This is a genomic window from Terrabacter sp. 05T424 (assembly GCF_056396225.1).
This window is the reverse complement of the sequence record NZ_JBFTLB010000001.1, coordinates 758,606-784,672: the sequence shown is the minus strand read 5'-3', so window position 1 is coordinate 784,672 and position 26,067 is coordinate 758,606. Positions and strand designations below refer to the sequence as shown.

The 26,067-nt window shown below is 71.5% G+C and carries 24 protein-coding genes; 12 read left to right on the top strand and 12 right to left on the bottom strand.

All coding sequences use genetic code 11. The annotated features are described in order from the left end of the window. Positions 1-2: 2 nt before the first annotated feature. Positions 3-1,862 carry an acetolactate synthase large subunit gene (locus tag AC1DE0_RS03635; protein ID WP_478097207.1) on the bottom strand — a complete coding sequence of 620 codons (1,860 nt, stop codon included), beginning with the start codon at positions 1,860-1,862 and terminating at the stop codon, positions 3-5. 451 nt (positions 1,863-2,313) lie between these two features. Here AC1DE0_RS03635 and AC1DE0_RS03630 point away from each other — a divergent pair, with 451 nt between their 5' ends. Beyond that, entirely contained in the window at positions 2,314-3,318 is a 1,005-nt protein-coding gene (locus AC1DE0_RS03630) for a GNAT family N-acetyltransferase (protein WP_478097205.1), read from the top strand. A gap of 9 nt (positions 3,319-3,327) precedes the next feature. Continuing rightward, a complete protein-coding gene (locus tag AC1DE0_RS03625; RefSeq protein WP_478097203.1) occupies positions 3,328-3,768 on the top strand; it encodes an SRPBCC family protein in 441 nt (146 codons plus the stop codon). On the opposite strand, the gene AC1DE0_RS03620 is transcribed toward AC1DE0_RS03625, so the two are convergent. After that, positions 3,765-4,619, bottom strand: a complete 855-nt coding sequence (locus tag AC1DE0_RS03620; RefSeq protein WP_478097201.1) for a phytanoyl-CoA dioxygenase family protein — start codon at positions 4,617-4,619, stop codon at positions 3,765-3,767. The two genes, AC1DE0_RS03625 and AC1DE0_RS03620, sit on opposite strands and share 4 nt — an antisense overlap. Positions 4,620-4,721: 102 nt before the next feature. Between AC1DE0_RS03620 and AC1DE0_RS03615 the strand changes: the two genes are divergently transcribed. Further along, positions 4,722-5,579, top strand: coding sequence for a helix-turn-helix transcriptional regulator (locus AC1DE0_RS03615; protein WP_478097199.1), 858 nt, complete (start codon positions 4,722-4,724; stop codon positions 5,577-5,579). A 21-nt stretch (positions 5,580-5,600) separates the two neighbouring features. Here the strand turns inward: AC1DE0_RS03615 and ilvD are convergent, their stop codons facing one another. The 4 genes from ilvD to AC1DE0_RS03595 all read right to left on the bottom strand — a co-directional run bounded on the left by ilvD (position 5,601) and on the right by AC1DE0_RS03595 (position 10,727). Then, positions 5,601-7,301, bottom strand: a complete 1,701-nt coding sequence (gene ilvD / locus AC1DE0_RS03610; RefSeq protein WP_478097197.1) for a dihydroxy-acid dehydratase — start codon at positions 7,299-7,301, stop codon at positions 5,601-5,603. 70 nt (positions 7,302-7,371) lie between these two features. Further along, positions 7,372-7,905, bottom strand: coding sequence for a SixA phosphatase family protein (locus AC1DE0_RS03605; RefSeq protein WP_478097195.1), 534 nt, complete (start codon positions 7,903-7,905; stop codon positions 7,372-7,374). Between the two features lie 81 nt (positions 7,906-7,986). Beyond that, complete coding sequence (locus AC1DE0_RS03600) at positions 7,987-10,050, bottom strand: YhgE/Pip family protein (RefSeq protein ID WP_478097194.1); 2,064 nt, start codon at positions 10,048-10,050, stop codon at positions 7,987-7,989. Then, positions 10,047-10,727: a hypothetical protein gene (locus tag AC1DE0_RS03595; protein ID WP_478097192.1), complete on the bottom strand. Its 681-nt coding sequence runs from the start codon at positions 10,725-10,727 to the stop codon at positions 10,047-10,049. The genes AC1DE0_RS03600 and AC1DE0_RS03595 overlap by 4 nt, the downstream gene beginning before the upstream one ends. A gap of 95 nt (positions 10,728-10,822) precedes the next feature. Here AC1DE0_RS03595 and AC1DE0_RS03590 point away from each other — a divergent pair, with 95 nt between their 5' ends. The 4 genes from AC1DE0_RS03590 to lepB all read left to right on the top strand — a co-directional run bounded on the left by AC1DE0_RS03590 (position 10,823) and on the right by lepB (position 14,693). Beyond that, positions 10,823-11,452, top strand: coding sequence for a TetR/AcrR family transcriptional regulator (locus AC1DE0_RS03590; protein ID WP_478097190.1), 630 nt, complete (start codon positions 10,823-10,825; stop codon positions 11,450-11,452). A 343-nt stretch (positions 11,453-11,795) separates the two neighbouring features. Beyond that, complete coding sequence (locus AC1DE0_RS03585) at positions 11,796-13,388, top strand: multicopper oxidase family protein (RefSeq protein WP_478097188.1); 1,593 nt, start codon at positions 11,796-11,798, stop codon at positions 13,386-13,388. Positions 13,389-13,467: 79 nt separating this feature from the next. After that, positions 13,468-14,028, top strand: coding sequence for a hypothetical protein (locus tag AC1DE0_RS03580; protein ID WP_478097186.1), 561 nt, complete (start codon positions 13,468-13,470; stop codon positions 14,026-14,028). A gap of 146 nt (positions 14,029-14,174) precedes the next feature. Beyond that, the gene (gene lepB, locus AC1DE0_RS03575; protein WP_478097184.1) at positions 14,175-14,693 is read left to right on the top strand and encodes a signal peptidase I; all 519 of its coding nucleotides are present in this window, start codon (positions 14,175-14,177) and stop codon (positions 14,691-14,693) included. Here lepB and AC1DE0_RS03570 read toward each other — a convergent pair. Further along, positions 14,683-14,940, bottom strand: coding sequence for a hypothetical protein (locus AC1DE0_RS03570; protein WP_478097182.1), 258 nt, complete (start codon positions 14,938-14,940; stop codon positions 14,683-14,685). The two genes, lepB and AC1DE0_RS03570, sit on opposite strands and share 11 nt — an antisense overlap. A gap of 356 nt (positions 14,941-15,296) precedes the next feature. Here AC1DE0_RS03570 and AC1DE0_RS03565 point away from each other — a divergent pair, with 356 nt between their 5' ends. Further along, complete coding sequence (locus AC1DE0_RS03565) at positions 15,297-15,950, top strand: response regulator (RefSeq protein ID WP_478097180.1); 654 nt, start codon at positions 15,297-15,299, stop codon at positions 15,948-15,950. Positions 15,951-15,954: 4 nt separating this feature from the next. Then, entirely contained in the window at positions 15,955-17,406 is a 1,452-nt protein-coding gene (locus AC1DE0_RS03560) for a sensor histidine kinase (RefSeq protein WP_478097177.1), read from the top strand. A gap of 17 nt (positions 17,407-17,423) precedes the next feature. Here AC1DE0_RS03560 and AC1DE0_RS03555 read toward each other — a convergent pair whose 3' ends face one another. The 3 genes from AC1DE0_RS03555 to AC1DE0_RS03545 all read right to left on the bottom strand — a co-directional run bounded on the left by AC1DE0_RS03555 (position 17,424) and on the right by AC1DE0_RS03545 (position 19,854). Further along, on the bottom strand, positions 17,424-17,720 hold the full coding sequence (locus AC1DE0_RS03555) for a MoaD/ThiS family protein (RefSeq protein ID WP_478097175.1): 297 nt from the start codon (positions 17,718-17,720) through the stop codon (positions 17,424-17,426). Between the two features lie 17 nt (positions 17,721-17,737). Then, positions 17,738-18,820, bottom strand: coding sequence for a WD40/YVTN/BNR-like repeat-containing protein (locus AC1DE0_RS03550; protein WP_478097173.1), 1,083 nt, complete (start codon positions 18,818-18,820; stop codon positions 17,738-17,740). 65 nt (positions 18,821-18,885) lie between these two features. After that, positions 18,886-19,854 carry a 2-hydroxyacid dehydrogenase gene (locus AC1DE0_RS03545; protein ID WP_478097171.1) on the bottom strand — a complete coding sequence of 323 codons (969 nt, stop codon included), beginning with the start codon at positions 19,852-19,854 and terminating at the stop codon, positions 18,886-18,888. A 124-nt stretch (positions 19,855-19,978) separates the two neighbouring features. On the opposite strand from AC1DE0_RS03545, the gene AC1DE0_RS03540 reads away from it, so the two are divergent. From AC1DE0_RS03540 to AC1DE0_RS03530, 3 genes are all read left to right on the top strand, one after another. Further along, positions 19,979-20,638: an MOSC domain-containing protein gene (locus AC1DE0_RS03540; RefSeq protein ID WP_478097169.1), complete on the top strand. Its 660-nt coding sequence runs from the start codon at positions 19,979-19,981 to the stop codon at positions 20,636-20,638. A 39-nt stretch (positions 20,639-20,677) separates the two neighbouring features. Further along, the gene (locus AC1DE0_RS03535) at positions 20,678-21,925 is read left to right on the top strand and encodes a PQQ-dependent sugar dehydrogenase (protein ID WP_478097167.1); all 1,248 of its coding nucleotides are present in this window, start codon (positions 20,678-20,680) and stop codon (positions 21,923-21,925) included. 107 nt (positions 21,926-22,032) lie between these two features. Next, positions 22,033-22,722 (top strand): DUF937 domain-containing protein, encoded by a 690-nt coding sequence (locus AC1DE0_RS03530; RefSeq protein ID WP_478097165.1) that lies wholly within the window; start codon positions 22,033-22,035, stop codon positions 22,720-22,722. Between the two features lie 162 nt (positions 22,723-22,884). Here AC1DE0_RS03530 and gatB read toward each other — a convergent pair whose 3' ends face one another. Together gatB and gatA are read right to left on the bottom strand one after the other, a co-directional pair. Then, positions 22,885-24,432 carry an Asp-tRNA(Asn)/Glu-tRNA(Gln) amidotransferase subunit GatB gene (gatB, locus tag AC1DE0_RS03525; protein ID WP_478097163.1) on the bottom strand — a complete coding sequence of 516 codons (1,548 nt, stop codon included), beginning with the start codon at positions 24,430-24,432 and terminating at the stop codon, positions 22,885-22,887. A 2-nt stretch (positions 24,433-24,434) separates the two neighbouring features. Further along, entirely contained in the window at positions 24,435-25,964 is a 1,530-nt protein-coding gene (gene gatA, locus AC1DE0_RS03520) for an Asp-tRNA(Asn)/Glu-tRNA(Gln) amidotransferase subunit GatA (RefSeq protein WP_478097754.1), read from the bottom strand. Between the last annotated feature and the right edge of the window lie 103 nt (positions 25,965-26,067).

The window sequence follows — 26,067 nt, the reverse complement described above, 5'->3', positions numbered from 1 at the left end:
GCTCAGTCCTCCCGCTCCCAGACCGGCGCCTCGTGGCGGGCGGCCTGGATCATGTCGTTGCTGACGCCAGCCGGGACCATGGGCCACACCATGGCGTCGCGGTGGACGATGAAGTCGATGACGACCGGTCGGTCGTTCGTCTCGAGCGCCTGCTTGATGACGGCGTCGACCTCGTCGGGTGTCTCGGCGCGCAGGCCAAGGCAGCCGTACGCGTCGGCGAGCTTGACGAAGTCGGGCACGCGCTGGCTCATCGGTTGGAGGTCGGTGTTGGAGTAGCGCTCGTTGTAGAAGAGCGTCTGCCACTGGCGCACCATGCCCAGCGAGCTGTTGTTGATGATGGCGACCTTGATCGGGATGTTGTTGATGACGCAGGTCGCGAGCTCCTGGTTGGTCATCTGGAAGCAGCCGTCACCGTCGATGGCCCAGACCGTGCGCTCGGGCTCGGCGACCTTGGCGCCCATGGCCGCCGGCACCGAGAAGCCCATGGTGCCAAGGCCACCCGAGTTGATCCACGCGTTGGGGCGTTCGTACTGGACGAACTGCGCCGCCCACATCTGGTGCTGGCCCACACCCGCGACGTAGGTCGCCTCGGGCCCCGACAGCGCCCCGATGCGCTGGATGACGTACTGCGGCGACAAGGTGCCGTCCTCGCTCTCGGTCCAGCCGAGGGGGAAGGTCGACTTCCACTCGGCGACGCGCTCACGCCAGGCGCCGTAGTCCCAGGTGCCGCTCTCGGCCGTCGCGCGGTCGAGGGTCACCTGGTCGATGAGGTCCTTGATGACCTCGCCCGCGTCCCCGACGATCGGCACGTCGGCGACACGGTTCTTCGAGATCTCGGCGGGGTCGATGTCGGCGTGGATCACCTTGGCGTCAGGGGCGAAGGTCGACAGTTGGCCGGTCACGCGGTCGTCGAAGCGGGCGCCCAGGGCGATGAGCAGGTCGGACTTCTGCAGGCCCGTCACCGCGGCGACGGTGCCGTGCATCCCGGGCATGCCGAGGTTGAGCGGGTTGCTGTCGGGAACGGTGCCACGCGCCATGAGGGTCGTGACGACCGGGATCTGCGTCAGCTCGACGAGCCGACGCAGCGCCTCGCTGGCACCGGAGCGCACGACGCCGCCACCGACGTACAGGATGGGTCGCTTCGCGGCCGCCATGAGGCGCGCGGCCTCTCGGATCTGCTTGCCGTGCGGTCGCAGCACCGGGCGGTAGCCGGGCAGGTCGATCTTCGGCGGCCAGCTGAAGGTGGTGCGCGACTGCAGGGCGTCCTTGCTGATGTCGACCAGCACCGGACCCGGACGCCCGGTGCTCGCCACGTGGAAGGCCTCGGCGATCGCCTGCGGGATCTTCGCCGGGTCGGTGACGAGGTAGTTGTGCTTCGTGATCGGCATCGTGATGCCGCGGATGTCAGCCTCCTGGAAGGCATCCGTGCCGATGGCCGCACTCGCGACCTGGCCCGTGATCGCGACCACCGGGACGGAGTCCATGTGGGCGTCGGCCAGAGGCGTGACGAGGTTGGTGGCACCGGGTCCGGACGTCGCCATGCAGACGCCGACCTTGCCGGTGGCCGAGGCGTAGCCCTCGGCAGCGTGTCCGGCGCCCTGCTCGTGGCGGACCAGGATGTGGCGCACCTTCTTCGAGTCGAGCATCGGGTCGTAGGCCGGCAGGATGGCGCCGCCCGGGATGCCGAAGACGGTGTCGCAGCCGATGGCTTCGAGCGAGAGTACGAGCGCCTGGGCCCCGGTGACCTCGAGGGCCGGGACGGCCGCCGGGACCGGCTCGACGGGCTTGCCCTCATTGGGTCGGGGACGGGCCAGAGAGGCCACGTCAGCCGGCGAAGGCGCCTGCTTGGTCGTGTCGCTCACGATCTCTTCCTTGTCTCGAGCACTCGTGGGTCCTGCGGATGTCGTGCGGTTCGGGCTGACTCCAGCCACAAAAAAACCCTTCGGTCCCGCGGTGGGACGGAAGGGAGCGCGCTGACCGGTGGGCTGGTCGGCGCGCTAGGGAAGTACGAGGAGTCGGGCCACGTGACAACCGTCCTACGCGACCCCAGTGGTGTCAATCGAGGGTCACCGGCGTCTCAGGATGTGGCATCGTGATCTCACCCACTGTCAGTCCCGCACGAGCGACGCCCCTAGGCGGCTTCCGCGGCGTCAGAGCGCCGAAAGTCACTTGTCGCCGCCGGAGCGCGCTCGCGACACTGGCCCGCATGATCAGCACCGTCGCCGACCTGCTGCCCGCGCTCGGGCTCCGAGTCGATGGCGACTCGATGGAGCCGCAAGGCATCGGCTTCGACACACGCCATCAGGAGCAGCCATGACCACCTCTCACCCCTCAGGTCCCGCAGGCGGCGCCGACCCGGTCACCCTCGTCCTGCCGGCCGGCTCGCAGGCGCTGACCGTACGCCCGCTGGCACGTGCCGACGCCCCCGCGGTCACGGCGCTCATGGCCACGTGCGAGCAGCACGACGTCGGCGAGGTGCTCATCGAGGAGGCCGACATCGTGGGCGACTGGCAGCGCCCGGCCTTCGACCTCGCCAGCCAGACCGTCGGCGTGCTCGACGGCGAGCGCCTCGTCGCGTACGCCGAGGTCTACAAGGCGCGTTGGGCCGACGGTGCGGTCGACCCGGCCTACCGCGGGCGCGGCATCGGCACCGCGCTGTCGCGCTGGACCCGCGCCGTCGGGGCGCGTGACGGCGGCACGATCGTCGGCCAGCCGGTGCCCGGTGACTCTGCGGGCGAGCGCCTCTTTGCCGCGCTCGGCTACCGCAACCTCTGGACCTCGTGGGTGCTCGAGATGCCTGCCGGGCAGTCGATCGCGTCGCAGCCCACCCCCGACGGGTACGCCATCCGCGAGCCGGGCGACCACGCCGACCTCGAGGCGGCGTGGACCGTGAACGAGGACGCCTTCCTCGAGTGGTCGGAGCGCGAGCGCGCGACCTTCGACGAGTGGGCGGCCACGGTCGTCCACCGCCCCGGCTACGAGCCGTGGCAGCTGCGCCTCATGGTCGATCCCGTCGGCGAGGTCGTTGGCATGGCGTTCGTCATCGTCTCGAGCGGCTGCGCGTACGTCGACAAGCTGGCCGTACGCCGCGACCAGCGTGGCCGAGGACTCGCCCGGGCGCTGCTCGTCGACGCGTTCGAGGTCGGGCGCGCGCACGGGGGTGACCGGTCCGAGCTGTCCACCGACTCGCGCACCGGGGCGCTCGGGCTCTACGAGAAGGTCGGCATGCAGGTGACCTCCGTCTGGCGCCACTGGGCCGCTGACGTGGTCGGCGGCCCGTCGACCACCCTCGCCGCCCCCGTCGCCGCCGAGGCCTGAGGAGGCGTCGTGGAGCAGCACACCAGCATCGAGATCGACGCCCCGGCGAGCCGCGTCTGGGCCATCCTGACCGACGTCGAGCGCTGGCACGAGTGGACGCCGTCGGTGCGCAGCGTGACCCTGCACGGCGGCGCCCTCGATGTCGGCGCGACCGCCACGATCGACCAGCCGCGCATCCCGACGGTGACGTGGACGGTGACGGCGCTGACCGAAGGGCAGTCGTTCACGTGGGAGTCCGGTGGCGCGGGCGCCCGGACCGTCGCGCACCACAGGGTCGAGACCACCGGCGGGAACCGCTGTCGCGTGACGCTCTCTGTGAGCCAGCAGGGACCGATCGGCTCCGTCGTCGGACGCCTGTACCGCGGGCTGACCGACCGCTACCTCGCGATGGAGTCGGCCGGGCTCAAGGGACGTGCCGAGTCCGACTGGACGCCGCCGCCTGCGACCTAGCGTCCGGAGCCGCCGAGCGCTGGGTTGACGCCGGACGCCGCCGGCTCTCCCGGTGCGAGACCCGGCAGCCACGAGGCGAGGTCGTTCGCCTGGGCGGCGTTGGCGGGCTCGAGCACCCGCAGGCCGTCGGCGAACCAGATGACCGTCATCACCTCGCGCATGTCAGTGGAGCTGTTGCCCAGAGCCCGGTGCACGGTCCAGCCAGAGTGGAACGACGCGTCGCCGGCACGCATCGCCACCGGCTCGTCGACGGACAGACCACGTTCGGCGACGAGCCGGTCGAAGTGGTGCTCGGACGCGTCGGAGATGCCGATGTCGCTGAGCGGCCCGTCGAGGTGGCTCCCCCGCGCGAAGGCGAGCCCGCCGTGCCGGGGTGAGATGTCGACGAGCGGCATCCACATGGTCAGGCACCGTGACCCGTCGAGGGGCCAGTACATCGCGTCCTGGTGCCAGGGCGTGCGGCCGCCGCCGGGCTCCTTGAAGAGGGCCTGGTCGTGGTAGAGCCGGACCTCCGGCACGCCGAGCAGCCGGGCGGCCACGCCGGCGAAGCGCGACGCGAGCACGAACCGGGCGACGTCCGGATCGTGGCGCCAGAGGTTCATCACCTGCAGGAAGGCCATGCCGTAGCTGTCGCGCTCGGCGAGTGGCCGCGACTCGGTGCTCAGGCGCGCGACCGCCGCCGCGATCGGCCCGCGACAGGTCGCGGCCTCGTCCGCGCCGGCCACGCCGGCGAGCCGGACGAAGCCGTCAGCGCGGTACGCCGCCACCTGCTCGTCGCTGACGGGGTATGCCGTGGTGAGTGCCGGGAACGTGTCGATGGGCACGGTGAGCGCCGTCCTCTCGCGAATCATGAGCGGCCGAACCAGCCGTCGCCTGCGTGAAGCAGACCAGACGGCGCCGTTCAAGGTCCGGAACGACCTGGTCGGAGGGGTACGTTCTGGTTGGATGACGGGATGGGCACGGGCCGGGCGCGAGCGCCGAAGCAGGCACGGGAGACGGCCCCTGCCGACCCCGCCCTCACCGGTTCACGCCTCGGCCACGTCCTCGTCGCCGCCCGCATCACGGCCGGCCGCGGCCTGCAGCCCGGGACGACGCGGCGGCACCCGACGTGGGGCCTCACCTTCCTCACGGCCGGCCGCGGCCGGTACCGCGACGCACGGCACGACGAGCCCCTGACCGCAGGGTCCCTCGTCGTCGTCCACCCCGGCCACCCGCACTGGTACGGCGCCGACTCGGGCGGCTGGGACGAGCACTTCGTCGTCTTCGACGGGCCCGTCTTCGACCTTGCTGCCCGGTCCGGAGCGCTGACCGTCGAGCACCCGCTGGTGCACGGTCTGCCCGTGCGGCGCTGGGCGGCCCGCTTCGCCTCGTTCGACCGGCCACGCCCGGCCACGGACGACGGCCGCGACACCGAGGCGCTCACGCTCCTGACGGCTCTCCTCGACGCGCGCGGCGCGTCCGCCCGTGCGCGCCGCGACGTCGACTCCGTCGACACCGACTGGCTCACGCGGTCGGTCGCGCTCCTCGCCGGCGAGCTGACCGAGCCGCTCGACCTGCGGGCCGTCGCGGCCGAGGTGGGGATCCCGTACGAGACGTGGCGCCGTCGCTTCCGGGCGGCGACGGGCACCAGCCCCTGGGCGCACCGGTCGGCACACCGGCTCGCAGCCGCCACCGACCTGCTCGTCCACACGGGCCTCAGGGTGCGCGACATCGCAGCGGCGACGGGCTACAGCGACGAGCGGCACCTCATCCGCAGGTTCCGCGAGGCGACGGGGCGGACACCCCGCGTCTACCGCGACCGCGCCACCTGACGGCATACGCCCGACGGTCGATCAGCCGCAGACAGCGCCCCCGCTCGCGCTGCCGACGAGCTTGCGGTACTTCGCCAGGACGCCGCGGGTGTACTTCGGCTCGGGGTGGGTGACGCCCTCGGCCCGGCGACGCGCCATCTCGTCGTCGTCGACGAGGACGTCGAGCGTGCCGCTCGCGACGTCGAGCCGGATCGTGTCGCCGTCGCGGACGAAGGCGATCGGGCCGTCGTCGACGGCCTCGGGAGCCACGTGGCCGACACACAGACCCGTGGTGCCGCCCGAGAAACGGCCGTCGGTGAGGAGCAGGACGTCCTTGCCGAGCCCGGCGCCCTTGATGGCGCCCGTGACGGCGAGCATCTCGCGCATGCCGGGGCCACCCTTGGGGCCCTCGTAGCGGATGACGACGACGTCGTTCTTCTGCAGCGACCCGGCCTCGACGGCGTCCATCGCGGCGCGCTCGCCGTCGAAGACACGCGCCGTGCCCTCGAAGACGGACTCGTCGAACCCGGCCGACTTCACCACGGCGCCCTCGGGCGCGAGCGAGCCGGTGAGGATGGTCAGGCCGCCCGTCTTGTGGATCGGCTGCGACATCTCGCGGATGACGCGGCCGTCGATGTGCGGCGGGTTGATCTCGTCGAGGTTCTCGGCCATCGTCTTGCCGGTCACGGTGAGGCAGTCGCCGTCGAGCAGGCCGGCCTCGAGGAGCGTCTTCATGACGACAGGGATGCCGCCGATGTGGTCGATGTCCTTCATCACGAAGCTGCCGAACGGCTTGACGTCGGCCAGGTGCGGCACCTTGGCGCCGATGCGGCGGAAGTCCTCGATGGTGAGGTCGACGTCGGCCTCGTGCGCGATCGCGAGCAGGTGCAGCACGGCGTTGGTCGAGCCGCCGAAGGCCATCACGACGGCGATGGCGTTCTCGAAGGCGGGCTTGGTCATGATGTCGCGCGCCGTGATGCCGCGGCGGAGCAGCTCGACGACGGCCTCGCCCGACTTGCGGGCGTACATGTCGCGGCGGCGGTCGGTCGCCGGCGGGGCGGCCGAGCCCGGGATCGACATGCCGATCGCCTCGGCGACAGCGGCCATCGTGTTGGCGGTGTAGAACCCGCCACAGGCGCCCTCGCCCGGGCAGATGGCCCGCTCGATCGCGTCGACGTCCTCGCGCGACATGAGTCCGGCGTTGCAGGCCCCGACCGCCTCGAAGGCGTCGATGATGGTGACCTCCTTCTCGGTGCCGTCGGAGAGCTTGGCGACACCGGGGAGGATCGTGCCGGCATACAGGAAGACGGAGGCGAGGTCGAGGCGCGCCGCTGCCATGAGCATGCCCGGGAGCGACTTGTCGCAACCCGCGAGAAGGACTGAGCCGTCGAGGCGTTCGGCGTTCATGACGGTCTCGACGGAGTCGGCGATGATCTCGCGGCTCACGAGCGAGAAGTGCATGCCCTCGTGGCCCATCGAGATGCCGTCGGAGACGGAGATGGTGCCGAACTCGAGCGGGTAGCCGCCGCCGGCGTGCACGCCGTCCTTGACCGCCTTGGCGAGCCGGTCGAGTGACAGGTTGCAGGGGGTGATCTCGTTCCACGAGCTCGCGACGCCGATCTGGGGCTTGGCGAAGTCGTCGTCGCCGAGGCCGACCGCCCTGAGCATCCCCCGTGCCGCGGTCTTCTCCAGACCGTCGGTGACGTCGCGGCTGCGGGGCTTGATGTCAGGCGTCTGCGTCATGCCAGCAGCATAGGACCGTGTCCGCTGGGTGGACACCGCATCTCACAGCATGATCGCTGGGGCAGCAGGCTCAGTCGTCGTGGCCGCGGCTGACGTGGAAGCGCGCGAGAGCGCACGAGCCGAAGTCGATGTCGGCCCAGTCGCCGGCATAGCTCAGGACCGCGAGCCCGCTCGTGACGAAGCCAGCGCCGAGGGCGTCATGGGCCTCGCGCGAGCCCTCACCGTCGGTGAGCAGGCTGGTCAGCTGGGCCATGGTCGGGTTGTGCCCGACGACCAGCACCGTCGCGGTCTCTCCGGCGTCCTCGCGCACCGTCTCGAGGGTCTGCTCCGACCCGCCGAGGTAGACGCTGCGGCGGTACTCGACGAACTCGGTGTGGGCGCCGCCGTGGCAGGCCTCCTCCCACGTCTGCCGGGTGCGCTGCGCCGTCGAGCAGATCACGAGGTCGGGCACGAGGCCCTGCTCGTGCAGCCACTTGCCGGCGGCCTTGGCGTCACGGCGGCCCCGCGTCGCAAGCTCTCGGTCGTGGTCGGCCTTGCCGAGCCCCTCCTCGGCCTTGGCGTGCCGCATGAGGATGAGGGTCTTCTCTCTCGACGCACTGCTCATACGTCTAGAGCATGCTCCGCGACGGGCCGCTTGTCAGCCCGGAACGCCCGCCCATGGGGCGACCTGTGGCGGCGGGTCGCGTCAGAGCGCGAGCTCGGGCTTGATCCGCTTGGGCGTCCACACGCGCGACCGTCGCGCCGCGACCGTCGACACCACGAGCGCCCCGAGGAGGTATGCCGCGAGCATCCCCACCGCGCCGAGCACCGGCGCGAGGTCGGCGCCGTAGAGGAGCCGCCGGAGGCCGTCGACGGCGTAGCTCATCGGGACGACGTGGTGAACGGCCTGGAGCGGCGCCGGCAGCGTCTGCCACGGGAACGTGCCGCCGGCGCTGACGAGCTGGACGACCATGAAGACGAGACCGAGGAACTTGCCGACCGCCCCGAACCGGGAGGCGAGCGCGTGCAGGATCGCCACGAACGTCATCGAGGTGAAGCAGAGGAACAGGAACGCGAGCAGCGGGTGGGCGATCTGGATGTCGACGCCGCGCCCGACCACGAGCACGAGCGCTGCGGCCTGGACCACGCCGATCACCGCCGGCGCCAGCCAGCCGCCGAGCGCGGTTCGGAACGAACGCTGGCTCGTGGCGAGGGCGCGCTGCGAGAGCGGCCGCACGAAGAGGAAGAGCACGTAGGCGCCGATCCACAGGGCGAGGCTCATGAAGAGCGGGGCGAGCCCGGCGCCGTACGAGGCTGCCGACGACAGCGAGTCGTTCTGGACGCCGACGGGGTTGCCGATCGTCTGGGCCATGGCCTTGCGCTGCGCGGCGGTCGGGTCAGGAACGGCGTCACGCCCCTTGACCAGGCCAGCGTGCAGGTCGGTGGTGCCCTTGGCGAGCGAGTCGAGCCCGGAGGCCAGCGACGTCGAGCCGGAGGCGAGTGAGCCTGCACCTGTGGCGGCCGACGACGTTCCGTCGACGAGGCGGTCGGCCCCGCCCTCGAGCCGGTCGAGGCCCGTCGCCAGCGTGCCGGCACCGTCCCGCACCTGCGCGGCGCCCGAATGCGCCTGGGCGATGCCGTCGGTGAGTGCGGGGGTGGCGTTGGCGAGCGCGCGCGCACCCGTGGCCACCTGGTCGGCACCCTTCGACAGCCTCGTCAGGTCGCCCGACGCGGACTGGATCGTGGTATCGGCGGTGTCGACGTAGCCGTCGACGACGTCGAGCCGTGACTCGACGACGGCCAGCTGGGCGTCGGTGAGCCCCTGATCCCGGAGGGTCGAGAGCAGTCCGGCCCGGTCGGTGGCGATGCGGCTCTTGAGCTGTGTCGACGCGTGGGCCGCCTGGGCGCCGTAGCCGGCGATCTGGCGGTTGCCCGCCGCGACCTGGGCGGCACCGTCGGCGAGGTGGTCGGTCTGTGCCGGCAGGGCCGCAGTCCGCGACTGCAGCGTGGAGAGGCCGGACGCGAGCCGGGCCGCGCCCGCCCGCAGGTCCTCGGCGCCGGCGCCCGCTCGGCCGAGGCCGGCGTCGAGGCTCCGCGCCCCGGCCGCGAGCTCGTTCAGGCCGGCGGCGAGGGAGTGTGCACCCGTCGCCAGCCGGTGCGCGCCGTCGCTGGCCTTCGCCGTCCCTGAGCGGAGCTTGTCGGAGCCGTCCACGGCCTTGGCGAGCTGGTCGTGCACGTCGCTGAAGCCGAGAAGCAGCCGGCTCGCGGCGGTCTGGCTGACCTCGCCGGCGACGGTCGCGGTGACCTGCTTGATCACCTGGTTGCCGATCATGGAGGTCATGTAGTTGTTGGCGTCGTTGGTCTCGAGGACCAAGGTCGCCTGCCGCGGCGTGAACTCCGCTGTCGATGCGAGGTCGGCCGAGAAGGTCTTGGGCAGGACCACGGCGAACGCGTACGTCCCGTCGTCGACCCCGTGCATCGCCTCGTCGCGCGAGACGCGGTGCCAGTCGAACGTCTTCGACTCGACGAGGTGGTCGGCCACCTGGCCCCCCACCTGGAGCCTCTCCCCCGTGCTCAGCGCGGTGCCGGCGTCCTCGCTGACGACCGCCGCCGGGACCTGCGGGAACGCGCCGTACGGGTCGTGGTTCGCGTAGAGGTAGAGCCCGCCGTAGAGGGTCGGCACGAGGACGAGGGCCGCGAGGGCGAGACGGGCGAGTCGCGACGCGGTGAGGCGGCGAAGCTCGGCAACGGCGAGACGAACGGGGTTCACAGGGGCTCTCCCTCGGTGGTGAGGTCGGAGGCGTCGGGCTCGGAGGCGTCCGGGACTGGGGCGTCCGGGAGTGAGGTGTGGTGGGCCAGCGTCGAGGCCGTGGCCGGGGCGCACAGCACGATGACGGTGAGGCCGCGGTCGGCGATGGACCGGGCGGCATCGAACCACTCGAGGGGATCGCCACCGTGGCGGTCCGGGCCGGTGAGGACGATGACGCGGACCTGCGGGTGCCACGCGCCGAGCTCGAGCAGCAACGACGTGCGCACGCCGGTGGGCAGGCTCTCCCAACGGCGGCCACCCAGCTCGGCGAGACCTCGGTCCCGGAGGAAGGCTGCGACGTCCTTGCGCGACGACGGTCGCTCGGCGAGGGCCAGCTCCTCTGCCACGACGGCACGGAGCGGGAGCGCGTCCTCGGGGGCGGTCACGTCGGGCACGTCGACGAGGCGGGTGCGCAGCTGGAGCTGGGCACGGTCGGTCGAACCACCGACCGACACCGATCCGGTGAGCAGGTCGACGCGTCCCCCGACCGCGAGGGCCAGGGCCACCTGGCCGACGCCGGGGTCCGCCCCGACGAGGGTGACCTCCGCGGCAGGAGCGGTGAACCCGATTCCCGACACGAACGGCTCGTGCGTGCCGCGCACCGACACGTCTTGCGCGACCACGTGGCGCTCGTTCACTTGACCCATCCTCCAGGCGGGCACCTCCCGCCTTTCGATACAAGTATGCATCCAATACGCTTCTGTATTCAATTCGAGGGCGTATCCTTGGAGACATGCCGTCCGTCACGTCCCGGGAACCAGCTCCCCGACGCATCACTGCCCGCCGGCAGGCGACCCGCGACCGCGTGCTCGAGGCTGCCAGCGAGGTCTTCGCCGAGCGGGGCTTCCACGGGGCCAGCGTCGAGGACATCTGCGACCGCGCGGGCTTCACGCGGGGGGCGTTCTACTCGAACTTCTCCTCGAAGGACGACCTGGTGCTCGAGCTGTCACGCCGGCACTCCGAGGCCCTCGTCGAGCGCATCCGCGCAGCCAGCAAGCAGGAGCACGCGCGAGCCGACGAGGTGCTGCAGGCGGTCTTCGCGGCTCTTGCCGACGACACCCGGAGCAAGGAGCAGTGGCTGGTCCTGACGACCGAGTTCACCCTGCACGCCATCCGAGACGCCGGCGCCCGACGCGCGTGGGCCGCCCAGCAGCGGCGGGTGCGCGACGAGCTGGTGGCCGTCGTCGACGAGGCGGTGGCCCGTCAGGGCCTCACCCTGCCCATGCCGACCGACGTGTTCGTCCGTGCTGCCATCGCACTGGCGCAGGGCTCGATGACGCAGAGGCTGGTCGAGCCCCGCTCGTTGGCCGTCGGCGAGCTCGAGCGCACCGTGCTCCCGGTGCTGCTCGGCGTGGACGCCTGAGCCGCGGCCGCCGCAACGGCACGGCGGCGGCACACCAGTGGCGGGCGCCCGCTTGGGGACGCCCGCCTCTCCTGGGGGATCAGGTCACAGGACTTCTCATCACCACCGCGGTGGCGATCCCGCCGAGGACGGTCGACGACGCACCGGGTCGGCGTCAGCCGTGTGAACGACGTCTCCGCACCCTGATCGGGTGCAGACCCAGTCTCGGTCCCGGCCCTTGCGAAAACCTTGGAACGGGCCACTTGCCCCAATGACCCTCAGATGTCCGAATTGCGTTGCTGTTCGGGCCGATTCACCCAAGGTATCAACAAGGTCGCTGGGTTCCTCTTGAGTCGGATAGGACATGACCAAGGGAGGAACCATGTCTTTGTCTCGCCGAGACCTCATGAAGCTGGGCGTCGTCGGGGGCGCCGCCCTGGCCCTGCCGCTGGAGCGCACCGTGAGTGCGAAGTCCAGCGCACAGGGTCGACTCGCAAGCAGCCGACTCCCCCAGCCGTTCACCCTGCCGTTCCGGACGCCGCCGGTCCTGCAGCCGTACCGCACCGACACCACGACCGACTTCTACAAGGTCTACATGAAGCCCCTCCAGGCGGAGGTGGTGCCCGGCCTGCAGACGCCGCTGTGGGGCTACAACGGACTCGTGCCCGGCCCGACCGTCAAGGTCGCCCAGGGCCGGCGCACCGTGATGCGACAGGTCAACAACCTGCCGGGCAAGCACCCGGTTCTCAACTACACGCCGTGGACGTCGGTCCACCTGCACGGGTCCCCGTCGCTGCCGCAGTACGACGGCTACGCGAGCGACATCACCAATCCGGGCCAGTACAAGGACTACGTCTACCCGAACACCCAGACCGCCCGGACGCTCTGGTACCACGACCACGGACTCCACCACACGGCGGAGAACGTGCTCATGGGCCTCGCCGCCCAGTACCAGCTCGTCGACCCGCTGGAGCGCTCGCTCCCGATCCCGAAGGGCGAGTTCGACGTGCCGCTGCTGGTCAGTGACGCCATGTTCGCGAGCGACGGGTCGCTCTTCTTCGACAACCACAGCGAGTCGGGGATGTACGGCGACGTCGTCCTGGTCAACGGGGTGCCGTGGCCCGTCATGAAGGTCAAGCGGCGCCGCTACCGCTTCCGCATCCTCAACGCGTCCATCTCGCGCTCGTACCAGTGGTCGCTCGACTCGGGCGACCCCATGACCGTCATCGCGACCGATGCGGGCCTCATGCCACATCCGCAGACCGTGCAGCGCTTCCGGCACGGCGCCGCCGAGCGCTACGAGGTGGTCATCGACTTCAGCAAGTTGCCGGCAGGGCGCCGCGTCGTGCTGCGCAACACGAGCCCGAAGAACAACATCGACTACGCCAACACCAACAAGGTGATGGCCTTCGACGTCGTCGCCGACGACTTCGACCGCTCGGACAACTCCGTCCCCGACGCCCTCAACCCGACCAACCCGGCCATGCTGCTCACGGCCGCCGATGCGGTGCGGACACGGCGCCTCGACCTCGTGCGCAAGCACGGCATGTGGACGATCAACGGGCACACGTGGGACGACGTCGTGAAGAGCAAGTTCACACTCGTCGAGGCGAACCCACGCGAGGGCGACGTCGAGATCTGGGAGATTCGCAACTCCTCGGGCGGATGGTTCCACCCGGTCCACATCCACCTCATCGACTTCCGCATCCTCGACCGCAACGGCAAGCCGCCCATGCCGCACGAGCTCGGCCCCAAGGACGTGGTCTACGTCGGCGAGAACGAGACCGTGCGCGTCGTCGCGCGCTTCGAGGGGCGGGGCAAGTACATGATCCACTGCCACAACCTCGTGCACGAGGACCACGACATGATGAGCCAGTTCGAGGTGCGCGCCGACAACGACGTCATCGACCCGCTGAGCGACCCGTGCACGTCGCTGCCCGAGATCTCCGACCTCTGAGGCGGTGACGACCGTGTCGACGACGGCTTCGCGCTCGGGCTCGACCCCACACCCGGGGCGGCACCCGAGCACTGCTTCCGTGCCCTCCACCGACCCGGCGCACGCCACCCAGGCACGGGCAGCTGCAGCGCTCATGTGCGTCGCCTGCCTCGTCCACCTCGTCGTGGCGCCGGAGCACTTCGAGGAGTGGGCACCCGCCGGCGTCTTCTTCATCGTCGTCGCGGCAGGTCAGCTCTGGCCCGCCCAGGCGCTGTGGCGAGGCCTCACTGCCCGGCTCGTGCCGGCCGCGGTGCTGCTCACCTCCGGGCTGGTGGCGCTCTACGTCGTGTCGCGCACCATCGGCCTGCCCTTCCACCCGGGCGGTGTGGAGCACGGTGTCGGCCTCGGTGGCAGTCACCACGGCGGGTCGCAGGTGCCCGGCGGCCAGGGAAACGGGATGCCTATCATCCCTGGCTCCGGCGCCGATGCGGCGGTCGAGACCGTGGGCGCCCTCGACCTCGTCTGCGTCGTGGCCGAACTGGGAGCTCTCGCGCTGCTCATCGGGATGCTGCCCGCCTCACAGCGTCGGTCCGTGGGCAACCTCCTCCTCGCCGTGGGCGTCTGCGGCTGGGTCGTGTGGGCCCTGGTGCGCTTCACGTGAGCCGCGAGGCGCCGGACGGCGCCGGAACCGGTCTCGAGGGCAGGTCACCTGCCCTCGAGACCACTCCTGCCCGATCGCCCGCAACCCGGCGACGGGGACTCGGCGGAACGGTCACGCGACCCCGGCGGGCAGTCTTCGTGGGCGTCGTGGCCACGGCCCTCGCGGCCACGCTGACGTGGGTGGCGCAGCCCGTGCGAGTCAGCTCCGACTCCATGACCCCCACCCTGGAACCCGGCGAGCAGGTGCTGCTGCTCAAGAAGCCCTGGGCCGGCCCCGTCGCCCGTGGGGACGTCGTCGTGCTCGACGGGACCCGGTGGGCTGAGACCGCCACCGCAGCCACCGCCGCCGGCGCCGTCGTCGGGCTGTCCCCGGACCGCGTCGACGCTGCCGCCCGCGCCGTGCGCGGCACCTCGCTGGTCAAGCGCGTGGTCGGCGTTGCCGGCGACACCGTCGAGCTCGACGACGGGGCCCTGGTCGTCAACGGCGCGCCTGTGGACGAGCCGTTCGTGGACCTCGAGTCGGTCGACGGCGTGTGGTTCGGACCGGTCACGGTGCCGACGGGCGCGGTCTTCCTGCTCGGTGATGCCCGGGCGAGCTCCGTCGACTCACGCGATCTCGGCGCAGCCGACCTCGACACGGTCGAGGGCCGAGTCCTCAACCCGTAGCCGAGGCGACCGTCACCGAAGCAGGGTGCGCGGCGAGAGCGCGGGCTCGTGCTTCTGCTGCGCGGATGAGGGCCATGAGCCGGCTGCAGTCCTCCTGCAGTGCGCCCGGCTGGGCAGCAGCAGAACGCTGCCCACCACCGTCGCCACCCTCGCCACGCTCACCAGGCTCGGGCTCGGGCCGGTGCGGGGGCGTGGAGGTGTCCAGCACGTGGTGCAGGCGCACCACCGCAGCCACCAGATCACGCAACCGGTCATCCTGCTCCGAGGTCGCCGCCAACAGCCGACGGAACACCGCCCGCAACCGCGGCCCCGGGTCACACCCCGCCTCGTCCGGCACCAACGGCCGCGCCACCAACGCCAACGCCCGCACGTACACCGCCACCGCCAGCGCCGGCTCACCCGCCAGCTCCTGGGCCCGGCTGGTGCCCGGGCAGCTCCCCTCAGAGACATGGTGCGCCGCGGTCGACGCCGGCGGACCTTCCATCCACGGGTGGGACGCCCCCCAGTATTTGGGTCCGTTTTCCGTCGCGCTCAGACGACTGCCGTGATACTGGGAGGCCAGGGGGAGCGCCGGGGGGCGCCGGCCCCGTGAGGGGGTACTCGATGTCGTCCGACGTCCTGCGAGTCCTGGTGGTGGACGACCACAGGACCCTGGCCGACGCGCTGTGCCTCGCCATCTCGGCCGAGCCCCGCATGGAGTGCGTCGGCACGGCCCACGGCGCGCGCGAGGCCACGGCCCTCGTGGCCACAGCCTCCCCCGACGTCGTCGTCATGGACGTCCGACTCGACGACGGCGACGGCGTCGACGTGACCCGCACCATCACCAGCGACCGCCCCGAGACCCGCGTCGTGGTCCTCACGGCCCACATCGACGAGTCCCTGTTGACCCGCGCCGCCGAGGCCGGGGCCTGTGCGGTGCTGCCCAAGGGCGGTCCGTTGACGGAGCTGATGGAGTCCCTGCGCACGGCCCCGCGTGACGGCTTCGCCGTGCACCCGCTGCTGCTGCGCACGCTGATCGGCACGTCCACGGCGCCGCGACCCACCCCCGACCTCCTGACGGCGCGCGAGCGGGAGGTGCTCACGCTCCTGGCCGAGGGACGTGATCCCACGACCATCGCTCGTGCGCTCGGGATCTCGGTCCTCACGTGTCGCGGCTACATCAAGAGCCTCCTCGTGAAGCTCGACGCCCACAGCCAGCTCGAAGCCGTCATGATCGCCCTGCGCCGCAGGCTGATCCAGCTCCCGACCGAGGACTGAAGCCATGGCCGTCACCCTCCCGCCTGCGACGTCGGAGACCACCGTGCGGAATCCAGTCAGGTCGCACGCGCAGCTCGACGTCCCCCAGCGCGGCCGTTCCAAGGTGGTCCGTGGCGCCGTCATCCGCTTCGTGCTCTGGAGCCTGGCGGTGCTCGCCCTCGTCGCGACGGGCACGCTTCTGCTGTCGACACCTCTGGCCGAGCGCCTGTCGGTCCGCGAGGCAACCACCCGGAGCGTCGCCTACGCCAAATCCGTGGTGGCACCGCTCATCGACGACAAGGTGCTCGCCGGCGACACTGCCGCGACGGACGCCCTCGTCCGGCTCATGCGCACCCGCATGGCGGACGGGTCGATCAAGCACATGAAGATCTGGACCGCGAGCGGCCGGGTGCTGTGGAGCGATGAACCGGGCGTGACCGGGCAGACGTTCCAGCTCGAGCCCGACGTCGCGGAGCTCTTCGGCACCACGGAGGCGACTGGTCAGGTGTCAGACCTCGACAAGCCGGAGAACGCCCAGGAGCGGTCGGAGGAGGAGCTGATCGAGGTCTACGTCGGCTTCAAGGCCGACAAGGGCACTCCCCTCGTCTTCGAGGCCTACTGGCCGACCGAACGGATCCGCCAGGACGTCAGCGACATCCGCTGGCAGTTCACCATGCTCGGTCTCGTGGCGCTGCTGCTGCTGGCGCTCGCCCTGCTCCCCCTCGCACTGTCGCTCGCCCGACGCGTCGACCGCGGCCTCGCCGAGAGGGAGGCGGTGATGGCGCAGGCCCTGTCTGCCTCCGACCTCGAGAGGCGTCGTCTCTCTCAGGACCTCCACGACGGCATCGTCCAGGACATCGTCGCGCTCGGCTACGCCCTGCCGACGGTGGCGGCGGCGCTGCCGGACGAGGCCACGGCCGCGCGTGGCCTGCTGGAGCAGGTCCGCACCGACGTCGCCCGCGGCGTCGGCGGCGTGCGCGAGCTGCTGACCGACATCTACCCGGCGGACCTCGAGCACGGTGGGCTGGAGCCTGCCGTCCAGGACCTCGCCGAACGGCAACGGCGCCACGGCACGGAGGTGGCCGTGGCCGTCGACTCACGACTGGGCGAGCCTCTGGCCGTCGCCCAGCTGACCTACCGCATCGTGCGTGAGGCGCTGAGGAACGTGGCCAAGCACGCCCACGCCACCACGGTGGAGGTGACGGCAGCCGTCGAGAACGACCGGGCCACGGTCGAGGTGCGCGACGACGGTGTCGGCCTGCGCTCCGGGTCCGACGGACCAGACGGCCCTGTCGGGACCGCGGGGGCCTCGGGGGGCGACGGCATCCCCGGCAAGGACGGGCACCTGGGACTGCGGCTGTTGCGCGACACGTTACGGACGTTCGGCGGGGACGTCACGATCAGCGATGGACCCGACGGCGGCACCGTGCTGCGAGGCACCTTCCCGCTGGAGCTGCGCCCTGTCTCGTCGCGCTGACGGCGCGCGCTCTCCAGTCAGCCCCCTGACACGGCGTTGATGATGTGGACCCTCGCCCCGGCCGGCACCACGGCCCCGCTGCCCTCTCCACGCGTGGCGTCCTCACCGTTGACGAACACCTTGACGTGACGACGGATCTGGCCGCGCTCGTCGCGCACCTTCCCGTCGAGGATGCGGTGCTGGGAGAAGGCGCGGTCGAGCAGCTCGGCGACGGTCTGGCTCTCGTCGGGCGACTCCACCTCGATCTCGGCGACGCCTCCCACGAGGTCCCGGAGCATGCCCGGAAGGATGACGCGAACGGGAGCTGACGGCATACGGAACCCCTTGTGACTCAAGCCAGCTGGGCGGCGCGGACGACGAGGACGTCGGGCAGCTGGGTTGCGATGCGCTGGAACGACTCGCCCTCGTCGGCTGACGCGAAGACGTCGCCGTTGCGGGTGCCGAGGTAGACGCCGACAGGGTCGGCGGCATCGAGGGAGGCGGCGTCGCGCAGCACGCACGTGTAGCTGCTGCCGGGCAGGCCGTTCGCCTGCTGGCGCCACGTGGCGCCGGCGTCGTCGGTGCGCTGCACCTGCAGCTGGGCGCCGGGCGGGATGCGCTCCCCTGCGTCGGCGACGGGCACGACCCACGCCACGCCGGGACGAGTGGGGTGCGCGAGGACCGTGAAGCCGAAGTCGGTCGGCAGGCCGTCGGCGATGGAGTCCCACGTCGCGCCGTTGTCGCCGGAGCGGTAGACGCCGTTGTGGTTCTGTGCGAAGAGCTCGCCCTCGCCCTGCCCGCGAGCGACCTTGTGCACGCACTGGCCGTACTCGGGGTACTCGTCCTCTGGCATGAAGCCTGCCTTGATGCCGGGGTTGCTCGGCGCCCAGGTCTCGCCGCCGTCGCCCGAGCGGTAGACGCCGCCGGCACTCATCGCGACGAGCATCGACTCCGGGTGACCGGGCTCGGGCACGATCGTGTGGACGGCGCCGCCGCCGAAGCCGGGCTCCCACGTCGGGCGGTGCGGGTGGTTCCACAGGCCGCGGACGAGGTCGTAGTGCTCGCCGCGGTCGGTGCTCTTGAAGAGGGCGTGCGGCTCGACGCCGGCCCAGACCACGTCGTCGTCGTTGGGGTCGGGCGTCAGCTGCCAGACGCGCTCCAGTGCGGTGTCGGTGTCGCTCGGGAACGCGAGCGCGCGCTCGGCGCTCTCGGTCCACGTGCGACCCCCGTCGTTCGAGGCCTGGACGGTCGGGCCCCAGTGCCACGACTTCACACCGGCGAGGACGGTGGAACGGCCCTGTCTCGTGTCGATGGCGACGGACGCCACCTCACTCATGAGGAAGTGCGGACCTTCGAGGGTCCACTCGGTGCGGTCGCTGCTGCGGGCGATCCACAGGCCCTTGCGTGTGCCGATGGCGACGACGGTCTCGGTCATGTTGACAGTGTCCACTAAGGGTCAGACAGCGACAAGGTCCGACGAGCGGTTGCGCAGCGGCCCGCTCACCCGGCAGCGGGGCCTCCGGCCGCAGGCCCACCTGTTGCGACCGCGTTCACCAGGCCGTTCCCGGCGAGCATCGCCTGCACCTGGCGGCGCACGAGCGCCTTCGCCCGCGGGCGCATCGCCTGGGTCGCGCCGCCGATGTGGGGAGTGATGAGCACGCCGGGGGTGGTCCAGAGGGGGTGCTCCGGCGGCAGGGGCTCCGGGTCGGTCACGTCGAGCGCGGCCCGCAGACGACCGGTGGCGCACTCGGCCACGAGCGCGTCCGTGTCGACCACGGGGCCCCGGGCCACGTTGACGAGAAGGGCACCGTCCGGCATACGGCTGAGGGTGTCGGCGTCGAACAGCCCCTTCGTCGCGTCGGTCAACGGCACGATGACCACCACGACGTCGTGCCGGGGCAGCAGCTCGGGCAGCTCGTCGATGCCGTGCACGTGCGGAACGAGGTCATCGCCGTCCCTGGCCCGCGAGGCGACCGCGGTGATCGAGACCTCGAAGGGGGCGAGCCGGCTCGCCACGGCCCGGCCGATCTGGCCGTAGCCCACGACGAGCACCCTGCTGTCGGCGAGTGCCGACCGCAGGACGAGCGGCTCCCAGGTCGAGTTCGTCTGCGAGGCAACGAACTTCGGGATCTCACGGATGGAGGCGAGGGTCAGCGCCAAGGCGAGCTCTGCCGTGGACGCGTCGTGCACACCCGCGGCATTGCACAGCGTCACACCGTCGGGAACGTCGGGGAGGAACTGCTCGTAGCCGGCGCTCTGCAGCTGCACGACCTCGAGCGAGTCCAGCCCGACCGCGACGTCGGCGAGCCGCAGGCGCGTCATGTAGGGCAGCACCGCGAGCTGGATGTCGCCGCCCCGCGGGTGCGGCTCGGCCATGTCCCAGACGATGGTGTCGACACCCTCGAGGTCGGCGAGAGCCTCGGCATAGTCGGTATCGGGCACGGACACGACGAGCGTTTCGGCAGCCATGCGGCCACGCTAGATGACCCGCTCGACGGCGGCAGCGCTCGTCCACGCGCCGGGCTGCACGCCGGGCTGCGAACCCCGCATCCGCCACGTCGGGCGCCATCCGGGCCGCACTAGGCTCGCCCGCGTGAAGTCCGCACACGTCCTGTCCCTCAACGCGGGTCGCCGCACGCGCCCGCCCGGTGGCGGCGCTCCGACGGCGATCGACAAGAAGCCCGTCGAGTTCTTCGAGGTGCGCGACCCCGGCCCCAAGCACGGCGGACTCGGGAGCGGGGTGGTCGGCGACGAGATCGGCAAGCCGCAGCACCACGGTGGGGCCCTCCAGGCCGTCTACGCGTACGCCCGCGAGGACCTGGACCACTGGCAGCGCGAGCTCGGGCGCCCCATCGCCCCAGGCGGTTTCGGCGAGAACGTGACCACCGTCGGGGTCGACACGACGCACGCGCTCATCGGCGAGCTGTGGCGTGTCGACGACGTCGTCCTGCGCGTCGAGGTGCCTCGGATCCCCTGCGCCACCTTCGCTGCGCACATGGGCGTGCCTCGCTGGGTGCGCCGCTTCGCGGAAGAAGGCCGCACCGGCGCGTACCTGTCCGTGGTGACCCCCGGCGTCGTGCGGACGGGGGCCATCATCACGGTCGAGCGGCCCGACCACGATGTCGACCTGCTGCTGCTCTTCCGCGGTCTGATGGGAGACCTCGACGCCGCACACAGGGTCATCGACGCGGACGTCGTCCACCCCGAGGTGCGCGAGAGCCTCGCCGACACCGTGTCGCGACGCGGCGGGTGACCAGAATGGCCAACGGCCGCCGTTGCGACACAATGAGGTATGCCGCATCGTTCCCGTTGGATCAGCCGTGCCCTCGCGGGGGGTGTCGTCCTGGTGCTCGGTGCGGCAGGGTGCACGAGCTCGACCCCCAACGGCGCGTCGACGAGCCCCGGCTCGACGGCCGGCACGAGCACGCCGCCGGCCACCAGCACGCAGGTCGAGACGAGCACCGCGGTCCCGCCCAGCACGGCGACCTCGACCCCGCCGTCGCCCTCGACGAGCACCGCGACGCGCACGAACCAGCCCCCCACCCAGTCTCCCAGCCAGCCGGCCAGCCAGCCGACCGGGCCCGTGACGCTCGTCGGCGGCCTCGACATCGCCTGGTCGGTGGCCGTGCTGCCCGACGGCAGCGCACTGGTCAGCGAGCGCAACACCGGCCGGGTCCACCATGTGCCCAAGCCTGGGACGGGCGGCAAGGTCTCCGTCGTCGGACGGCTGCCGATCTTCCGCACGGAGGGCGAGGGCGGGCTCCTGGGACTGGCCGTGGCCTCCGACTTCGACAGCGACCCGGTGCTGTACGCGTACTACACGACGGAGAGCGACAACCGCATCGCCGCCGTGCCCTGGCGCGACGGCCGGCTGGGTGACCCGAAGGTCATCTTCTCGGGCATCCCCAGCGGGCGACGCCACGACGGAGGACGCATCGCGTTCGGACCTGACGGCTATCTCTACGTCGGCACCGGCGAGGCCGGCGACACCGGTCTGTCGCAGAACCTCGACTCGGTCGGCGGCAAGATCCTGCGCATCACCAAGGACGGCGACCCGGCGCCCGGCAACCCGTTCGGCGGCTCCCCCGTCTGGTCCTACGGCCACCGCAACGTGCAGGGTCTTGCGTGGGACAGCCGGAAACGCCTGTGGGCAAGTGAGTTCGGCCAGAACACGTGGGACGAGCTGAACCTCGTCGAGGCGGGCAAGAACTACGGCTGGCCCGAAGTCGAGGGCCGGCAGGGCAACCCCGACTTCGTCGACCCGGTCGCGCAGTGGTCCACCGACAAGATGTCGCCGAGCGGCATCGCCGTCGGCCCCGACGGCGCCGTCTACATGGCGGCGCTGCGCGGCGAGTCGGTGTGGCGCGTGCCGGTCAACGCCGACGGTTCGGCCGGCAAGGCGACCCGTCACCTGCACGGCACCTACGGCCGCATCCGCGACATCCGCTTCGTCGGCAACCGGGTCTGGGTCACGACGAGCAACAACGACCGGGCCGACCGGCTGATCTCGCTGCCGCTCTCCGCCGTCGGTGCCGGCTGACCGCGGCGACATCTGTCCCCTCGCCGGCTGCCGAGGACCGCTGCGCGTGACTAGCCTGACGACCAGGGCTCGCATCGGCGCGCGCCCGCGACGAGGAGGGCCGCTTCATGGGTTCGTACGACGAGATCCTTGACCAGGTTCCGGTCGACCAGCTGGCCAGTCAGCTGGGGGTCGGGAGCGACGAGGTACGCCAGGCAGCAGAGAGCGCCCTGCCCGCCCTGCTCGGCGGCCTGCATGCCAACTCCTCCGATCCCGCAGCCGCCGACTCCCTGATGGCGGCGCTCTCGGACCACCAGGCCCCCGTCACAGGGCTCGACGACGTCGACGAGCAGGACGGCCGCGCCATCGTCGGCAACATCTTCGGCGACAACACCGACCAGGTCGTCAACCAGCTCGGTGGGCTCGGCGGCGCGTCGGGCGGCATCGTGCAGAAGCTCCTGCCGATCCTGGCCCCGATCGTGCTCTCATGGCTGGCCAAGAAGGTCGGCCAGGGTGGCGGGCTCGGGGGCATGTTGGGCGGCAGCGAACCGGCACCGTCCACCTCCGGCGGCGCGACCGACGGCGGCGCCCTCTTCCCGGGCGGTGCCGGGGCCGACAGCGCGCCCGTGCAGACCCCGGGGTCGGCCACGCCGACGGGCAGCGCCTCCACGAGCGACTCGTCAGCGGCCTCGAACCCGCTCCAGGACATCCTCGGCCAGGTGCTCGGTGGCGCATCGGGTGGCGGTGGGGCCTCCGGTGGCGCCGGCGACATCCTCGGCGGTCTGCTCGGCGGCCTCCTCGGCGGCGGCAAGCGCTGACCTCAACCCTCTCTCCCTCCACCGTCGAGAGGCCAAAGTTCGCGGTTCTCCCGACGTCGAGAGGCCAAAGTTCGCGGCCGCCCAACAGTCGAAAGGCCACAACTCGCGACAAGAAGTGGCCTCTCGAGGTCAGCGAGGCGACAAACTTCGGCCTCTCGACAGTTACTGGAGCTTAGCGAGGATGAGCTCACGGGCCTTGCCGGCATCGGCCTGGCCCTTCATCTCCTTCATCACCTGACCGATGAGCGCGCCTGCGGCCTGGACCTTGCCGTCGCGGATCTTCGCCGCGACGTCGGGGTTGGCCTCGATGACCTTGTCGACCGCGGCCTCGAGGGCCCCGTCGTCCTGGACCAGCTCGAGCCCGCGCGCGTCGGCGACGGCCGTGGGCGTGCCCTCGCCGGCGAGCACGCCGTCGAGCACCTGGCGCGCCATCGAGTCGTTGAGCCGACCGGAGGTGACCAGCCCGTCGAGCTCGGCGACGTGGGCGGGCGTGAAGCCCAGCCCGGCGGCATACGTGACGATGTCCTGGCCCTCGGCGTTCGCGCGGCGCGACGGCTCACCGAGCCACCACTTCCTCGCCGCGCCAGCGCTCGCGCCGGCGGCCACGGTCTGCTCGATGAGCTCGACGGCACCGGCGTTCATGACGTCGCGCATCTCGAGATCGCTGTAGCCCCAGTCGGACTGGAGGCGCTTGCGGCGAGCCGCAGGGTTCTCGGGCAGCGTGCCGCTCAGCGCTTCGACCGTCTCACGTGTCGGCGCGACCGGCACGAGGTCGGGCTCGGGGAAGTAGCGGTAGTCCTCGGCGTCGGACTTGACGCGGCCCGACGTGGTGATGCCGGTGTCCTCGTGCCAGTGCCGCGTCTCCTGCAGGATCGAGCCGCCGCCGTCGAGGATCGCCGCGTGGCGGGAGATCTCGTAGCGCACGGCCCGCTCGACCGAGCGCAGCGAGTTGACGTTCTTCGTCTCGGTGCGGGTGCCGAGCGGCACGGCGAGCTGCTCGACCGAGGCCGGGTCGCCGACCTTGGCACGCAGCGACACGTTGGCGTCGCAGCGCATGGAGCCCTGCTCCATCTTCACGTCGCTGACGTCGAGGGCGCGCAGCAGGTCGCGCAGGGCCGAGACGTACGCCTTCGCGACCTCGGGCGCCCGATCACCGGCACCCGTCATCGGCTTGGTGACGATCTCGATAAGCGGGATGCCGGCGCGGTTGTAGTCGACGAGCGAGTGGTCGGCGCCGTGGATGCGGCCCGTCGCGCCGCCGATGTGCAGCGACTTGCCGGTGTCCTCCTCCATGTGGGCGCGCTCGATCTCGACGCGGTAGACGCTGCCGTCCTCGAGCTCGACGTCGAGGTGGCCGCCGTAGGCGATCGGCTCGTCGTACTGCGAGGTCTGGAAGTTCTTCGGCATGTCCGGGTAGAAGTAGTTCTTCCGGGCGAAGCGGCACCACTCGGCGATCTCGCAGTTGAGCGCGAGGCCGATGCGGATCGCCGACTCGACGGCCTTCTCGTTGACCACGGGCAGGGCGCCGGGCAGGCCGAGGCACACCGGGCAGACCTGCGAGTTGGGCTCGGCGCCGAACTCGGTCGGGCAGCCACAGAACATCTTGGTGGCCGTGTGCAGCTCGACGTGGACCTCGAGGCCCATGACGGGGTCGAAGCGCGTCATGGCCTCGTCGTAGTCCACGACGGCGTCGGCGGTGGCCGTGCTCATGGTCAGGCTCCCTTCACAGCAGCGGCGTCACCCAGCAGGGGTGCGCGGTCGAGGATCGGACCGCCCCAGCGGTCGACGAGTGCGGCCTCGAGGGCGGAGCCCACCGAGTAGAGCCGCTCGTCCTTCGTGGCGGGCGCGAGGATCTGGATGCCGGCCGGGAGGCCGTCCTCGTCGGCGAGCCCCGACGGGATCGACATGCCGGGCACGCCGGCGAGGTTGGCCGGGATCGTGGCGATGTCGTTGAGGTACATGGCCATCGGGTCCTCGAGCTTGTCGCCGAGCTTGAACGCCGTGGTCGGCGCGGTCGGGCTGACGAGCACGTCGACCTTCTCGTACGCGTTGTCGAAGTCCTGCGCGATGAGCGCGCGCACCTTCTGCGCCGAGCCGTAGTAGGCGTCGTAGTAGCCGGAGCTGAGCGCGTAGGTGCCCAGGATGATGCGGCGCTTGACCTCGGGTCCGAAGCCGGCGTCGCGCGTGGCGGCCATGACCTGCTCGGCGCTCGGGTCGTCAACGCCGTCCGGCAGCACGCGCAGCCCGTAGCGCATCGCGTCGAACTTCGCGAGGTTGCTCGAGGCCTCGCTCGGCAGGATCAGGTAGTACGCGGCGAGGGCATAGTCGAAGTTCGGGCAGCTCACCTCGACGACCTCGGCACCCAGCTCCTCGAGCAGGGCCACGGACTCGTCGAAGCGGGCGCGCACGCCGGGCTGGTAGCCCTCGCCGCCGAGCTCCTTGACGACGCCGATGCGCATGCCCTTGACGTCCGCCGCGCGGGCCGCCTCGACGACCGGCGGCACGGGTGCGTCGATGGAGGTGGAGTCCATCGGGTCGTGGCCACCCATGACGGCATGGAGCAGGGCAGTGTCGAGCACGGTGCGCCCGCACGGACCGGCCTGGTCGAGCGAGCTCGCGAGGGCGACGAGGCCGTAGCGCGAGACGCCGCCGTAGGTCGGCTTGGTGCCGACCGTCGCGGTCACAGCCGCCGGCTGGCGGATCGAGCCGCCGGTGTCGGTGCCGGTCGCGAGGGGTGCCTGGAAGGAGGCGAGCACCGAGCTCGAGCCACCGCCCGAGCCGCCAGGGATGCGGTCGAGGTCCCACGGGTTGTGCGACGGGCCGTACGCGGAGTGCTCGGTCGAGCTGCCCATGGCGAACTCGTCCATGTTCGTCTTGCCGAGGATCGGCAAGCCGGCCTCGCGCAGCTTCGTCACGACGGTCGCGTCATAGGGCGGGACCCATCCCTCGAGCATCCTGCTGCCGCACGTGGTCGGCACGCCCTTCGTCGTCATGACGTCCTTGACGGCGATCGGCACGCCGGCCAGGGCACCCAGGCTCGCGCCTGCCCGGCGACGCTCGTCGATCGCCCGGGCCTGGGCCAGCGCCCCCTCAGCGTCGACGTGGAGGTAGGAGTGCACCTGGCCGTCGACGGCAGCGATCCGGTCGAGGTGGGCCTGGGTCACCTCGACCGAGGAGACGGCGCCGGCGGCGAGGGCGTCGCCGAGTGCCGCGGCGGTGGCCCGGGTGAGGTCGGTTGGCAGGTCGGTCACGTCAGTGCCTTCGTGTTCGTTTCTGCTGCAGGGGGTTCGTGGTGCCCATCAGGGGGGCGTATGCCGCGGGCTCGGCCTGCCGGCATACGCGGGC